This window comes from Pseudomonas sp. RtIB026, assembly GCF_016861355.2.
GTDB lineage: Bacteria > Pseudomonadota > Gammaproteobacteria > Pseudomonadales > Pseudomonadaceae > Aquipseudomonas > Aquipseudomonas peradeniyensis.
In genome coordinates this window covers 5121784-5135112 of sequence record NZ_AP023348.2, presented here as the reverse complement: position 1 = coordinate 5135112, position 13329 = coordinate 5121784, and the positions used below count along the sequence as shown (strand labels likewise).

The following is a 13329-nucleotide window of genomic DNA, read 5'->3' as shown; positions in this document are numbered from 1 at the left end:
AAATGTTCTGGTTCAGTCAGGATTTGGGCGGATGGACGATCCGTTCGATCTCTTCCTTGATCAGAGCGCGTTCTTTTCGAAGTCGATTGAGGTTGTCATCCGTAGTGAGGCCGGTTTTCTCAACGTTCTCAATGTCATGATCCTTCTCGGTGTAGCGTTTCTTCAGCTCTGCGAGTTTGTGGTTTTCCTTCGCAAGCGCATTGAAGTCATCTTCCTTTACGCCAAGGTCTTCAAATAGATTGTGCGGAACTGGCATTTCTCCACCTCTCTCAGGGTTGGTAAGCGAACCTGAACCAAGAGGATAGTCGCCTTTGCCGCATTGCGGGACTGGGTTAGGCTGTCGCCCATCCCTGCGTAACCGGAACCTGCGCCATGCCTCACTTGAACCTGGAATACAGCGACAACCTGCGCGAGCTCAATGTCGACGTGCTGCTGCTGCGCCTGAACCACGCCCTGGTCGGCAGCGGCCAGTTTGCCGAAGAGCTGGACATCAAGAGCCGTGCCCAGGCCTTCGCCCAATACCGGGTCGGTACCGCGCCGGGCGAGCGGGCCTTCGCCCATGTGCGCCTGGCGATCCTCAGCGGGCGCACGCCGCAAGTTAAACAGCAGCTGTCCAACAGCCTGCTCGAGGTGCTGCGCGAGGCGATCCCCGGCCAGCCCGGCCTGGACATCCAGCTGTGCGTGGAGGTCCTGGATATCGATCGCGAGCCGTACGCCAAGCTTCGCCTGCCTGGCTGAATGGCAGCTGAATGAAAGTTGTTTAATGGATGAAAGACGTCGGCATACTAATTGTTGGCGTCTTTTTCACAAAAAATTGATGCTAGGCTTTCTAGAGTTCGGCCAACTTCCCAACCTGCCCGTCCGGGCGTGTTGGCCGCTGATGAACTCTTGTTGCGAACGCCATGCTGAAACTCAAATCCCTGCGGACCGAATGGGTCACGTTGCTGGCCAGCCTGTACCTGTTGATCGGCTTCAATAGCTTGCTTTGGCAACACCTGGAATCCATCGTGCCGCCGGGCATGGTGGGGCTGTGGCTGAGCCTGGCGTTCGCCGTGCTGATGCTGTTCGCCTTCAATCTCATACTTACCTTGCTGGCGTTTCGTTATGTCCTGAAACCGGTATTGATCGTGTTGTTCCTCAGCGGTGCAAGTGTCGCTTACTTCATGAATCAATATGGTGTGCTTATTGATGCCGGCATGTTCCGCAATGTTGCCGAAACCAATGTGGCAGAAGTACGCGATCTGCTCTCGCTGAAGTTTGCCCTGTATATCCTGCTGCTCGGTGTGCTGCCGTCAGTGCTGGTGTGGAAGGCCAGGATCGCCTATCGCCCCTGGCACCGCGAACTGCTGGGCAAGCTGGTGGTGAGTGGGGCCTGCGTCGCGGCCCTGGGCTCGGTGGCGCTGGTCAACTACCAGGGGTTGGCGTCGTTGTTTCGCAATCACCATGAACTGCGCCTGATGCTCACGCCGAGCAACATTGTCGGGGCCTCCATCGGTTATGTCAGCGAACAGGTGGGCAGCGCCACCCGGCCATTTCAGCGCTATGGCGAAGATGCCCGTCGCGATAGCGCCTGGCAGCAGCATGCGCGCAAGTCGCTGACCGTGCTGGTGGTCGGCGAGAGTGCCCGGGCGGACAACTTCGGCCTGCTCGGCTATGCCCGCGACACCACGCCACGACTGGCCAAGGAGCAGGGCCTGCTGAGTTTCACCGACGTCCACTCCTGTGGCACCGAGACCGCCGTGTCGGTGCCCTGCATGTTTTCCGGCATGCCGCGCAAGGACTACGACGCCCGCGTGGCCAAGAACCGCGAGGGCCTACTCGACATCCTCCAGCGCGCGGGCCTGGCGGTGCAGTGGCGTGACAACCAGTCCGGCTGCAAGGGCACCTGCGACCGGGTGCAGTTCATCGATGTGAGCAACCTCAAGGACCCGGCGCTGTGCGCCAGTGGCGAGTGCCATGACGAGATCCTGCTGCAGGGCCTGGCCGAGCTGCTGGACAACCTCGACCAGGACACCGTGCTGGTGCTGCACCAGATGGGCAGCCATGGCCCCGAATACTTCAAGCGCTACCCCGCGGGCAACGAACCCTTCTCCCCGGTGTGCCGCAGCAACGCCCTGAACCAGTGCAGCCAGCAGGAGATCGTCAACGGCTACGACAACACCCTGGCCTACACCGACAAGGTGCTGGCCACCCTGATCGATACCTTGCGCAGCCGGCAGGACAAGGTCGACACCGCGATGATCTATCTTTCAGACCATGGCGAGTCGCTGGGCGAGTACAACCTGTTCCTGCACGGCACGCCCTACATGATCGCGCCGGACCAGCAGAAGCACGTGCCACTGCTGGCCTGGTTCTCCGACAGCTACCGCCAGGACTTCGGCCTGGACACCGAATGCCTGGGCAAGCTGCGCGATGCGCCGTTGTCCCAGGACAACCTGTTCCACTCGATGCTCGGCCTGCTGCAGGTGCGCACCGAGGTCTACCAGCGATCGCTGGACATGTTCGCCAGCTGCCGGCCGTGGCTGGCGGCCAAACGCTGAGCGGTCGACCGCCCGGCACCATGGATGGCGCGAGGTTTCACCCCCAGGGGCCGCGCCGTATATAATGCGCGCCAATGTTAGTGGGAGAGCCTCGTGGCCATCGAAATACACTGGATCCGTGACGACCAGACCCTGGCCGAACACTGCCGAAGCTGGCGCGAACAGCCCTTCGTGGCCCTCGACACCGAATTCATGCGGGTCGACACCTTCTACCCCAAGGCCGGCCTGATCCAGATCGGCGTCGGCCAGTGCGCCTATCTCATCGACCCCCTGCTGATCCGCGACTGGCAGCCGCTGGCCGGGCTGCTCGAGGACAGCGGCGTGGTCAAGGTGCTGCATGCCTGCAGCGAAGACCTGGAAGTATTGCTGCGACTGACCGGCAAGCTGCCCCAGCCGCTGTTCGACACCCAGCTGGCCGCCGGCTACCTGAACATCGGTTTCTCCATGGGCTACTCGCGCCTGGTGCAAGAGGTGCTGGGGCTCGAACTGCCCAAGGGCGAGACCCGCTCGGACTGGCTGCAACGCCCGCTGTCGGACACCCAGGTGAGCTACGCCGCCGAAGACGCCGTGCACCTGGCCGAACTGTTCGACGCCCTGCGCCCGCGCCTGTCGGATGACAAGTACGCCTGGGTGCTGGAAGACGGCGCCGAACTGGTCGCCGCGCTGCGCCGCGAAGTCGAGCCCGAAACCCTGTACCGCGACGTCAAGCTGGCCTGGAAGCTCGGTCGCCAGCAACTGGCCGTGCTGCGCGAACTGTGCGTCTGGCGCGAGCGCGAGGCCCGCCGCCGCGACGTGCCGCGCAACCGCATCCTCAAGGAACACTCGCTGTGGCCCATGGCCAGGAGCCAGCCAGACAGCCCGTCGGCGCTGGCGAAAATCGACGAGATGCACCCGCGCACCATCCGCCAGGACGGTGAGCAGCTGATCCAGCTGATCAAGCGCGCCGCCAGCCAGCCCCAGGAGCAGTGGCCCGAGCCGCTGCCCGAGCCTCTGCCGATCGAAGCCGCCGGCATTCTCAAGCGCCTGCGCGCCATCGGCCAGGCCGAAGGCGAGCGGCTGGGCATCGCCCCGGAACTGATGCTGCGCAAGAAAGCCCTCGAAGCCCTGCTCAAGAGCGGCTACCCCGACGGCCCCTATCAACTGCCCGATGCGCTGCGCGGCTGGCGTCGCGAGCGCATGGGCCAGGCCCTGCTGGACGACCTGGCGGGCGCCGGAGATTCCCGATGAAACGTATCTGCTCGATCTACAAGAGCCCACGCAAGAACGAAATGTACCTCTACGTGCTCAAGGCCGAGGGGCTGGAGCGTGTGCCTGAGGCGCTGCTGCCATTCTTCGGCAAGCCGGTGCATGCCTTCGACCTGGTGCTGACGCCTGAGCGCACGCTGGCCCGCGAGGACATCGCCAAGGTGCTGGAGAACCTCGACAAGCAGGGCTACCACCTGCAGATGCCGCCGCCGGATGACGACTACATCGAGCACCTGCCCGAAGAACTGCTGCGCCGCAACGACCCGGCCTGATCCAGGCACGGTCCCCTCTCTGATTGCGGCCCGCCTGGCGGGCCGCTTCCGTTGTTTGCCAAGGTTGTGTTTCACATGCGCGTTCTGATCGCTGAACAGGATCATGCCAACTATGCTCGCCTGCTGGGCGAGGCGGCGCCGGACCTGGAGGCCCTGACCAGCGGCGACTCCGCCGAACTGGCGCGCCTGGCCCCCGACTGCCCGGTGTGGCTGGGCCAGCCGGACCTGCTGGCCAGTCTGTTGCGCCAGGGCCACAAGCCTCGCTGGATGCAGTCGACCTGGGCTGGTATCACCCCGTTGCTGGCCGACGGCCTGCCACGCGACTACCGCCTGACCCGGGCGGTGGGCATCTTCGGCCAGGTGATGGCCGAGTACATGCTGACCTACATGCTCGGCCATGAGCGCGATGTGCTGTCGCGCCTGGTCAGCCAGGTCGAAAGGCGCTGGGATGACCGTCCTGGGCGGACCCTGGAGGGACGGCGGGTGCTGATCGTTGGTACCGGCGACATCGGCCAGCGCGTGGCGCAGTTCCTCGTGCCGTTCGGTGTTATCCTGCAAGGCGTGGCCAGCAGCGCCCGCGAGCAGGCACCCTTCGTCGAAGTGGCGGGCCTCGACCAGTTGCCGCGCCTGGTCGGCCAGGCCGACTACGTAATCAACCTGCTGCCCGATACCCCGGCCACCCACGACCTGTACGATGCGGCGCTGTTCAAGTGCTTCCGCCCCAGCGCCTTGTTCATCAATGCCGGGCGTGGCGTGGCGGTGGTCGATGCCGACCTGGTCGAGGCGCTCAAGCAGGGCCACCTGGCTGGCGCGGTGATCGATGTCTGTCGCCAGGAACCCTTGCCCCAGCGCCATCCGTTCTGGACCGCCTGGGGGCTGCTGCTGACCGGACACAGCTCGGCGCCGACCTCGCCGACGGCGATGGTGCGGTTGTTCGTCGCGAATGCGCGGGCGTATGTGGCGGAGCAGGCACTGCGGGGCGAGGTGGATTTCCAGCGAGGCTATTGACCTGAACCGGCCTCTTCGCGGGTAAACCCGCTCCCACAGGGATATCACCGCTCACAAGAGCAGTGACACACCTGTGGGAGCGGGCTTGCCCGCGAAGAGGCCGGCCCAGGCGACAGAGAATTACAGGCTGAACTCACCCTCGGCCGCCAGCTCGCTCAGCGGCCGGCGCGGGCTCGGCACTTCGCGGGCCTGCAGGCCTTCGGCCAGGGTCGCCTTGTCACCCAGCTTGCCGATCGCCACCATTGCATGCAGCGCGTAGCCCTCGGGAATTTTCAGCTCGCGGCGGGCCAGGTCCTGGTCGAAACCGGCCATGCCGTGGCTGTGCCAGCCGCTGATGCTCGCCTGCAGCGCCAGATGGCCCCAGGCCGAACCGGTATCGAAGGTGTGCCACAGCGCAGGCTTCTCTTCATCGGAGCCGGGCGCGGCGAAGGTGGTCTTGGAGATGATCAGCACCAGGGCCGAGGCGTGCTGCGCCCAACTGCGGTTGAACTCGTTGAGGATGCCCAGGTAGCGCTCCCAGCTTGGCGTATCGCGGCGGGCGTAGAGGAACCGCCACGGCTGCGAGTTGTAGGCCGAAGGCGCCCAGCGCGCGGCCTCGAGGAAGCTCAGCAGGGTTTCCTGGCTGATCGGCTCGGCGGTGAAGGCGCGGGGCGACCAGCGATTGATGAACTGCTCGTTGATGGCATAGTCGGCGATGCGTGGGGTGGCGCTCATGGGTGCTCCTGCAAGGGCGGGGGGAAATACCGCACGCTACTGCGTCCGGTGAGCACTGACAAGCGGTCTGGCGTTGCCGTCGGACTGCCTCTAGACTGGCGCCGCCGCGCGCCGCGGCTTGACGTTGACTGCAGGAAACCGTGTGATGATCGCCGATACCGCGCCCTTCTGGCGGCGCAAGACCCTCGACCAGCTCGATGACCAGGAGTGGGAGTCGCTCTGCGACGGCTGTGGCCTGTGCTGCCTGCAGAAACTCGAGGACGAGGAAGACAACAGCGTCTATTACACGAGCATCGCCTGCAAGCTGTTGGACCTGCAGACCTGCCAGTGCAGCGACTACCCCAATCGCTTCGAACACGTTCCCGACTGCATCCAGCTCACCCCCGGCAAGGCCGACCAGTTCAAGTGGCTGCCGCCCACCTGCGGCTATCGCCTGGTCAGCGAAGGACAGGACCTGCCGGCCTGGCACCACCTGATCAGCGGTGATCGCCAGCAGGTGCACGAGCAGCGTATTTCCCGGTCGGGGCGCATGCTCAGCGAAAACGACGTGGATGAAGACGACTGGGAAGACCATCTGATCTTCCGCGCGGGTTGAGTGTCCGGGAAACAAGGAGTTTTTTATGCCTCGCCCGTTGTTGCTGATTGTCGGCCTGCTGGCCAGTTCGCAGGTCCTGGCGAAGAAAGTCGACCTCGATTATCAGGTGCGCCTGCTGCCGCAGAGCGGCCAGGCCGAGGTGCGCCTGACCCTGGCCGACGGCAGCGCGGTGCGCAGCCTGGACTTCGACCTGGGCAAGCCCGGTGCCTACAGCGATTTTCTCGCCGATGGCCAGTGGCAGGTGCAGAACGGGCGTGGCGTCTGGCACCCGGCGGCGGGCAAGACCAGCCTCAGTTACCGTGTGCTGCTCGACCAGCAACCCCGAGGCGCCGCCCATGAGGCACGCATCACGCCGCACTGGGCGCTGTTTCGCGGCGACCAGCTGGTGCCGCCGGCGCGCCTCGACCAGCAGGACGGCACCGAACTGGTCTCGCGGCTGACCTTCGACCTGCCGGCGGGCTGGAAAAGCGTCGAAACCGCCTGGCCACGCATCGGCCGGCAGAAATTCCGTATCGACGATGTGTCGCGGCTGTTCGACCGCCCCACCGGCTGGATGCTCGCCGGCAACCTGGGCAGCCGTCGGGCGCGCCTGGGCGACACCGAGGTGACCGTGGCCGCGCCGCAGGGCCAGGGTATGCGGCGCATGGACACGCTGACCTTGCTGACCTTCGTCTGGCCGCAGTTGCAGGCGGTGTTCCCGCGCAACCCGCCGAAGCTGCTGCTGGTCGGTGCCCGGGACGAGATGTGGCGGGGCGTGCTGGCTGGCAACAACTCGCTGTACCTGCACAGCACGCGCCCGCTGGTCAGCGAAAATGGCTCCAGCCCGGTGCTGCGCGAACTGGTGCAGTTGTTCGCCCAGATCAACGACCGCGACGGCAGCGACTGGCTGGGCGAGAGCCTGGCCGACTACTACGCCACCGAGCTGCTGCGCCGCGCTGGCGGCATGAGCGATGATCGCTACGAGGCGCTGCAGGCCCGTCAGCACAAGCTGGCGGCCAAGGTGACCCACCTGAAGGGTGCCAAGGCCGATGCCGCGCAGGTGGCCCGTGGCGTGCTGCTGCTCCAGGCGCTGGATCGCGAGATTCGCTTGCACCACCACGACAAGCGCTCGCTGGACGACGTCGCCCGCGCGCTGATGCGCCTGTCGAGCGTCAGCACCGAGGAGTTCGTGCAGATCAGCGAGAACGTGCTCGGGCGACAGTCCGAGGTGCTGCAGAGCAAGGTGCTGCGCTAGTACGCTCCGCTGTAGGAGCGGCCTTGTGCCGCGAAAGGGCTGCAAAGCAGCCCCAGGTTTTCAGCGTCAAGGCAGAAATTGCCGGGTCCGCTGCGCGGCCCTTTCGCGGCACAAGGCCGCTCCTACAGGGGGGGGCAAGGCGCGATGGTTACTTGAACTTCGGCCCCGAGCGGGTATTCAAGCCTTTGGCCATGCGGTCGTACAGCACCACATTCACCGTCGCCGCCAGGTTCATGCAGCCTTCTGTCGGGATGTAGATCGTCTCTTCGCACCAGCCCCGCACGTCTTCACTCAACGAGCCATCCTCGGGCCCGAAGATGTAGATCGCCCGGTCCGGGTGGGTGTACTCAGGCAATGGCCGTGCGCCTTCCACCAGCTCCACGGCCACCGGGGTGCAGCCCAGGGGAATGATGCGCTGCAGGTCGTCGATGCCGATCAGCGGGATGTCGTAGTGCACACGCTTGGTGTCGGTGACGAAGTCGCGGGCGCGCTCATAACGCTTGCCGGTGTAGAACACCGAGTTGACGCCATAGCAGCCCGCGGCGCGCATCACCGAGCCCACGTTTTCCGCGGATTTGGGGTTGAACAGGCCGATGCAGCTGTACCGTTTGTTCGCCACGTGTCGGGGCCCTTCGCAAAAAAAGAGCGCGATTATACGGGCTTGCCGGCACGCCGGGGGCGCGAATCGACGTTCAGTCCTTCTTCATCAGCGCGGCCAGGTTGGCGAACGGGTTGTGGGTGGCCACGGCGACTTTCGGCGTGCTCAGCGAGCCTTCGCTGAAATACTGCTGGTCGGTGTAGCGGGCGTGCTCGTTGTCGTGGCAGTACAGGCACAGCAACTCCCAGTTGGAGCCGTCCTGGGGGTTGTTGTCGTGGTTGTGGTCGCGGTGGTGCACGGTCAGTTCCGACAGGCGCTTGCCGGAGAACTCGCGGGTGCAACGACCGCAGACGTGGGGATACATCTTCAGCGCCTTGTCGCGGTAGCCCATTTCCTTGTCGCGCTTGGCGTCGGCGAGGATGCGGTCGAGGCGGGCGGTGGCGTCGGAGGTGGAGCTCATGGTGTTACCTTTTTTCTGATCAGGGCAATGACGGTTATGCCTTTGAGTCTAGCGCGCCTGTGGGGCGGGCGGACAGGCAAAATCACGCCATTGGGCGTAGCCTGTAGGGTCTGTACGAAATGTGTCTGCGCGAAGGCCAGACAAGGCGAAACGGGGGGAGGAAGCGGAGTGTACTGGAGTACATGAGCATTCCGAGCCCCGTTTCAACGCAGTATGGGCGAGTGCAGATACATTTCGTACAGAGCCTAGGAAGGTTTCTGACAGGAGGCTGCCGATGTTGCATGCGATCCTCGCCGCGCTGTTGCTTGGCGCTGTATCCACGGCCGACGCCGCGGGCCAGCAGCGGCCGCTCACGACGGTCCCCGGGGCACCCGGCACCGCGACGCCGACACCTTACCCGCAGATCACCCCGAGCACGCCGCCCAAGGCCGGCGCCAACCGGCCGGGCGCGCCGCTGTTGCCGCCGATGCCGCTGCCGGGCCCACCCAAGGACCAGCCGTTGCCCGGGTTGAGCCAGGACCCGCCGAAGCCGCCTGACAAGGGGCGCTAGACCTGCTGCGCCAGGCGCTGGCCATCCTGCATGCGCAGGCGTTTTGACAAGGCCACGGCGAGGGCGCGGATGATCCGTGCGGCGATGCGCGGCGCTTCGTTGAGCATCTTTTCCAGCGCGTCCTTGCCCAGGGTCAGCAGTTGGCAGTCGCTGGCCGCCACGCAGGTGGCCGAGCGGCGTTCGCCATCGAGCACGGCCATCTCGCCGAAGGCCCGGCCCTTGCGCAGGGTGGCGATCTCCACCTGGACGCCGTTGCCGTCGGTCTTGCGCACCGAGACCACGCCGCGATGGAGGATGCACATGAAAGTGCCGGCGTCGCCTTCGCTGAACAGGGTCTGGCCCTGGGCGACGGCGGTGAGGCTGAAGTAGCCGGCGGCGGCGAGGAAGTCACCGGGCTGCAGGGTGTCGAACAGGCCGCAGTCCATGAGCATGTCGCGGATCTCGGCGTTCAGGTGCTGGGTGTCGGGCATGTGTTGTTCTTCTTCGAATGTCTGGAAAGCGCCACAAACTGCTGGGTAGGTAGTGAGGCATCGTGGGAGCGGGGCAAGCCCGCTCCCACGTCAGCTTGACGCTATGACAACGAAAATCGCGTTTTACGCCACGCCCAGCTCATTGAAGACGAACGCATACTCCAGCGCCACGTCGCGCAGCCCCTGGTAGCGCCCGCTCATGCCGCCGTGGCCCGCGCCCATCTCGGTCTTGAGCAGCAGCAGGTTGTCGTCGGTCTTGCGCGTGCGCAGGCGCGCCACCCACTTGGCAGCCTCCCAGTACTGCACGCGACTGTCGTTGTAGCCGGCGACCACCAGCAGCGCCGGGTAGGCCTGCGCCTTGACGTTCTCGTAAGGGGCGTAGGCCTTGATCCGTTCGTACACCTCAGGCTCCTCGGGGTTGCCCCATTCGTCGTACTCGGTGACGGTCAGCGGCAGCTCGGGGTCGAGCATGGTGTTGAGCACATCGACGAACGGCACTTCGGCGATGGCACAGCGGAACAGCTCGGGGCGCAGGTTGAGCACTGCGCCCATGAGCAGGCCACCGGCACTGCCGCCGCTGATCGCCAAGCGCTCGCGGCTGGTCACGCCTTCGGCGACCAGGTGTTCGGCGCAGGCGATGAAGTCGTCGAAGCTGTTGTGCTTGTGCTCCTGCTTGCCGGCCCGGTACCAGGCCTCGCCCAGCTCGCCGCCGCCGCGCACATGGGCGATGGCGAAGGCCACGCCACGCTCCAGCAGGCTCAGGCGAGCGTGGGAGAACCACGGGTCAAGGCTCTCGCCGTAGGCGCCGTAGCCGTAGAGGTAGAGCGGCACGCACTTGCCCTCGTCGACACGGCGGCGCACCAGGCTGATCGGCACCCGCGTGCCATCCTTGGCCACCGCCCACAGGCGCTGGCTGACGTAGTCGTCGGCGTCGAAGGCGCCGAGCACCGGGGTCTGCTTGAGCACCTGCTGGTCACCCGTGGCCAGCTCCAGCTGGCGCACCTGGGCCGGGCGGTTGAGCGCTTCGTAGCGCAGGCGGATGCGCGTGCTGGCGAATTCCAGGCTGTCCTGCACGTAGAGGCTGTAGGCGGCGTCTGGCAGTTCCACGCGGTAGGCCGGCAGGCCTTGCGGGTGCACTTCGATGATCGGCAGGCCGCCTTCGCGCAGGCTCAGGGACAGCGCCGTGGCATTGAGGCTGAGCCCTTCGAGCATGACGTCGTCGCGGTGCGGTACCAGTACCTGCCACTGCGCGCGGGTCGGCACGCTGTCGGCCGGCGCGTGGTACAGGGCGAAGTTGATGCCGTCCTGGTTGCTGCGCACGAACCAGCGCCACTGGCCGTCGAGCTGGCCGTGGTCGGGGAAGTATTCATGGCCTTCGACCCGCGGCGCCAGGCAGGTGAAATCAGCCTGTGGCGTGGCGGCATCGAGCACCCAGGCCTCGCTGGTGGTCTTGCTGTTGAGCAGCAGCACCAGCTGGCGCTCGGAGCTGGCGCGGTAGCAGTGCAGGAAGAAGCGTCCGTCGGACTCCTCGAACACCGTGATGGCGCCAGCCTCGCCCAAGGTGTGGCGGCGCAGGCGCCAGGGGCGGTGGGTGTCGTCCAGTTCGGCGAAGAACAGCGTCTGGCTGTCGTTGGCCCAGGTCATGCTGCCGTCGCAGTCGTCGAAGGGCAGGGCGCTCAGCGCGCCGCTGGCCAGGTCCTTGACGTACAGGGTGTAGATCTCGTCGCCGCTGCTGTCCAGGCTGTAGGCCAGCAGGCGGTGGTCGGGGCTGACGCTGAAGGCGCCGAGGGAAAGAAAGCCGCCATTGGCCAGGGCGTTGGGGTCGAGCAGCAGCTCCTCGCAGCTTTCATCGACGGTGTTGCTGTCGTCGGCCGGGCGCGGGCAGCGGTAATGACGCGGGTATTCGTCGCCCGCGGTGGTACGGGTGTAGTAGAGGTACGGGCCCCAGGGCGAGGGCAGCGACAGGTCGGTCTCGAGGATGCGGCCCTTGATTTCTTCGAACAGCTGTTCACGCAGCGGCGCCTGGTCGGCGAGGACGGCTTGCTGGTAGGCGTTTTCCGCTTCCAGGTAGGCCAGGACCTCGGGGGTGTCGCGCTGCTGCAGCCACGCATAGGGGTCGGTGCCTTCGGCCTGGCGGGCGATGGGGGGGCGGGGGGCATTCGGCATGGGAGATCTCTTGGTTGGGGCCTCTGGCCTCTTCGCGGGTAAACCCGCTCCCACAGGTAAAGTGTTAGCCTGTGGGAGCGGGTTTACCCGCGAAGAGGCCCTGACAGGCTAGGGGCAGCCTGCGCCGGGAAAAGTGTTTATCATAGGCATCTCTTTGCCTGGCTTGCACCCACACCATGACCGAACACGACTATACCCTCGCCTGGGGCCTGTACGCCGTTGCCGCCCTGGGCTGCCTGCTGGTGGGCTTCAAGCTGACCGGCTGGATGTGGCGCTGGCTGCGCGAGCCGCTGCGGGTGATCATCGCCGTATTGCTGTTCTCGCCGACCATCGTCGACCCGGTCAAGGAAAGCTTCGCCCCGGCCATCGCCATCACCGCGCTGGACGTCGCCTTCAAGGTCGGCAACAACGCCTGGCGCGCCGCCTCCGACCTGGCCATGTACGGCATGCTCGCCTTTGCCCTGTACATCGTCTTCGTGCTGATCCGCTGGCCGCTGGAAAAGCGTGCCCGCGAGCGCCGAGCCCAGCGTGAGGCCGCCGCCCAGCGCCAGGCCAAGGAAGAAGACGAGGTCGTGGCCGAAGCGTCCCTGGCCGCCAACCGTCAAGACCGCTACCGCGACGATCCTCCGCCCGCCCCAGTACGCCGCTCCGGCCCCGGGCAGGGCCGCGTCGAACCCCGTCTGTAAACCAGGAGCCGCAACATGTGCGAACTGCTGGGCATGAGCGCCAACGTCCCCACCGACATCGTCTTCAGCTTCACCGGCCTGATGCAGCGCGGCGGGCGCACCGGCCCGCACCGCGATGGCTGGGGCATCGGTTTCTACGAAGGGCGCGGCCTGCGTCTGTTCCAGGATCCGGCGGCGAGCAGCGAGTCGGAAGTGGCCAACCTGGTGCAGCGTTACCCGATCAAGAGCGAAGTGGTCATCGGCCATATCCGCCAGGCCAACGTCGGCAAGGTCTGCCTGTCCAACACTCACCCGTTCGTGCGTGAGCTGTGGGGCCGCAACTGGTGCTTCGCGCACAACGGCCAGCTGGGCGATTTCAGCGGCCAGCGCACGTTCTACCGGCCGATCGGCGACACCGACAGCGAAGCGGCCTTCTGCGACCTGCTCAACCGCGTGCGCGAAGCCTTCCCCGAGCCGGTCGAGGTCGAGCAGTTACTGCCGGTACTGGTCGAAGCCTGTGCCGGTTACCGTGGCCAGGGCGTGTTCAACTGCCTGCTCAGCGACGGCGACTGGCTGTTCTGCTTCTGCTCGACCAAACTGGTGCACATCACCCGCCGCGCACCGTTCGGCGCGGCGCGGTTGAAGGATGTCGACCTGATCGTCGACTTCCACACGCAAACCACCCCCAACGACGTGGTCACGGTGATCGCCACCGAGCCGCTGACCGAGAACGAGACCTGGAACCGCTACGAGCCGGGTCAATGGGGGCTGTGGCGGCATGGCGAGTGCATTGCCCACGGCCATAGTTAAGG

The 13329-nt window shown here is 65.6% G+C and carries 16 protein-coding genes; 10 read left to right on the top strand and 6 right to left on the bottom strand.

What is annotated here, in order from left to right; all coding sequences use genetic code 11:
* Window positions 1-16: 16 nt before the first annotated feature.
* Window positions 17-256: a YdcH family protein gene (locus tag PRtIB026_RS22900; protein ID WP_081100331.1), complete on the bottom strand. Its 240-nt coding sequence runs from the start codon at window positions 254-256 to the stop codon at window positions 17-19.
* A 116-nt stretch (window positions 257-372) separates the two neighbouring features.
* Here PRtIB026_RS22900 and PRtIB026_RS22895 point away from each other — a divergent pair, with 116 nt between their 5' ends.
* The 5 genes from PRtIB026_RS22895 to PRtIB026_RS22875 all read left to right on the top strand — a co-directional run bounded on the left by PRtIB026_RS22895 (window position 373) and on the right by PRtIB026_RS22875 (window position 5065).
* A complete protein-coding gene (locus PRtIB026_RS22895) occupies window positions 373-738 on the top strand; it encodes a 5-carboxymethyl-2-hydroxymuconate Delta-isomerase (protein ID WP_050704312.1) in 366 nt (121 codons plus the stop codon).
* A gap of 164 nt (window positions 739-902) precedes the next feature.
* Window positions 903-2540 (top strand): phosphoethanolamine transferase, encoded by a 1638-nt coding sequence (locus tag PRtIB026_RS22890; protein ID WP_203651327.1) that lies wholly within the window; start codon window positions 903-905, stop codon window positions 2538-2540.
* Between the two features lie 93 nt (window positions 2541-2633).
* A complete protein-coding gene (rnd, locus tag PRtIB026_RS22885) occupies window positions 2634-3767 on the top strand; it encodes a ribonuclease D (RefSeq protein ID WP_203651329.1) in 1134 nt (377 codons plus the stop codon).
* Entirely contained in the window at window positions 3764-4057 is a 294-nt protein-coding gene (locus PRtIB026_RS22880) for a YcgL domain-containing protein (RefSeq protein WP_110739238.1), read from the top strand. The genes rnd and PRtIB026_RS22880 overlap by 4 nt, the downstream gene beginning before the upstream one ends.
* A 75-nt stretch (window positions 4058-4132) precedes the next feature.
* A complete protein-coding gene (locus PRtIB026_RS22875) occupies window positions 4133-5065 on the top strand; it encodes a D-2-hydroxyacid dehydrogenase (protein WP_203651330.1) in 933 nt (310 codons plus the stop codon).
* A gap of 120 nt (window positions 5066-5185) precedes the next feature.
* On the opposite strand, the gene PRtIB026_RS22870 is transcribed toward PRtIB026_RS22875, so the two are convergent.
* Entirely contained in the window at window positions 5186-5779 is a 594-nt protein-coding gene (locus PRtIB026_RS22870; protein ID WP_203651331.1) for a nitroreductase family protein, read from the bottom strand.
* Between the two features lie 145 nt (window positions 5780-5924).
* On the opposite strand from PRtIB026_RS22870, the gene PRtIB026_RS22865 reads away from it, so the two are divergent.
* Together PRtIB026_RS22865 and PRtIB026_RS22860 are read left to right on the top strand one after the other, a co-directional pair.
* The gene (locus tag PRtIB026_RS22865; protein WP_203651332.1) at window positions 5925-6374 is read left to right on the top strand and encodes a YcgN family cysteine cluster protein; all 450 of its coding nucleotides are present in this window, start codon (window positions 5925-5927) and stop codon (window positions 6372-6374) included.
* Window positions 6375-6399: 25 nt separating this feature from the next.
* Window positions 6400-7608 carry a hypothetical protein gene (locus PRtIB026_RS22860; RefSeq protein WP_203651333.1) on the top strand — a complete coding sequence of 403 codons (1209 nt, stop codon included), beginning with the start codon at window positions 6400-6402 and terminating at the stop codon, window positions 7606-7608.
* A 148-nt stretch (window positions 7609-7756) separates the two neighbouring features.
* Here the strand turns inward: PRtIB026_RS22860 and PRtIB026_RS22855 are convergent, their stop codons facing one another.
* Window positions 7757-8227: an RNA methyltransferase gene (locus tag PRtIB026_RS22855; protein ID WP_028693028.1), complete on the bottom strand. Its 471-nt coding sequence runs from the start codon at window positions 8225-8227 to the stop codon at window positions 7757-7759.
* A gap of 73 nt (window positions 8228-8300) precedes the next feature.
* Entirely contained in the window at window positions 8301-8666 is a 366-nt protein-coding gene (locus PRtIB026_RS22850) for a YajD family HNH nuclease (protein ID WP_050704320.1), read from the bottom strand.
* A gap of 274 nt (window positions 8667-8940) precedes the next feature.
* On the opposite strand from PRtIB026_RS22850, the gene PRtIB026_RS22845 reads away from it, so the two are divergent.
* Window positions 8941-9216 (top strand): hypothetical protein, encoded by a 276-nt coding sequence (locus PRtIB026_RS22845; protein WP_028693029.1) that lies wholly within the window; start codon window positions 8941-8943, stop codon window positions 9214-9216.
* Here PRtIB026_RS22845 and PRtIB026_RS22840 read toward each other — a convergent pair.
* Window positions 9213-9686, bottom strand: coding sequence for a cyclic nucleotide-binding domain-containing protein (locus PRtIB026_RS22840; RefSeq protein ID WP_203651334.1), 474 nt, complete (start codon window positions 9684-9686; stop codon window positions 9213-9215). The two genes, PRtIB026_RS22845 and PRtIB026_RS22840, sit on opposite strands and share 4 nt — an antisense overlap.
* A gap of 123 nt (window positions 9687-9809) precedes the next feature.
* Window positions 9810-11852, bottom strand: coding sequence for a S9 family peptidase (locus PRtIB026_RS22835; protein WP_267813031.1), 2043 nt, complete (start codon window positions 11850-11852; stop codon window positions 9810-9812).
* A gap of 176 nt (window positions 11853-12028) precedes the next feature.
* On the opposite strand from PRtIB026_RS22835, the gene PRtIB026_RS22830 reads away from it, so the two are divergent.
* The gene (locus PRtIB026_RS22830) at window positions 12029-12538 is read left to right on the top strand and encodes a hypothetical protein (RefSeq protein ID WP_062360569.1); all 510 of its coding nucleotides are present in this window, start codon (window positions 12029-12031) and stop codon (window positions 12536-12538) included.
* A 15-nt stretch (window positions 12539-12553) separates the two neighbouring features.
* On the top strand, window positions 12554-13327 hold the full coding sequence (locus tag PRtIB026_RS22825; protein ID WP_203651335.1) for a class II glutamine amidotransferase: 774 nt from the start codon (window positions 12554-12556) through the stop codon (window positions 13325-13327).
* Window positions 13328-13329 lie beyond the last annotated feature (2 nt).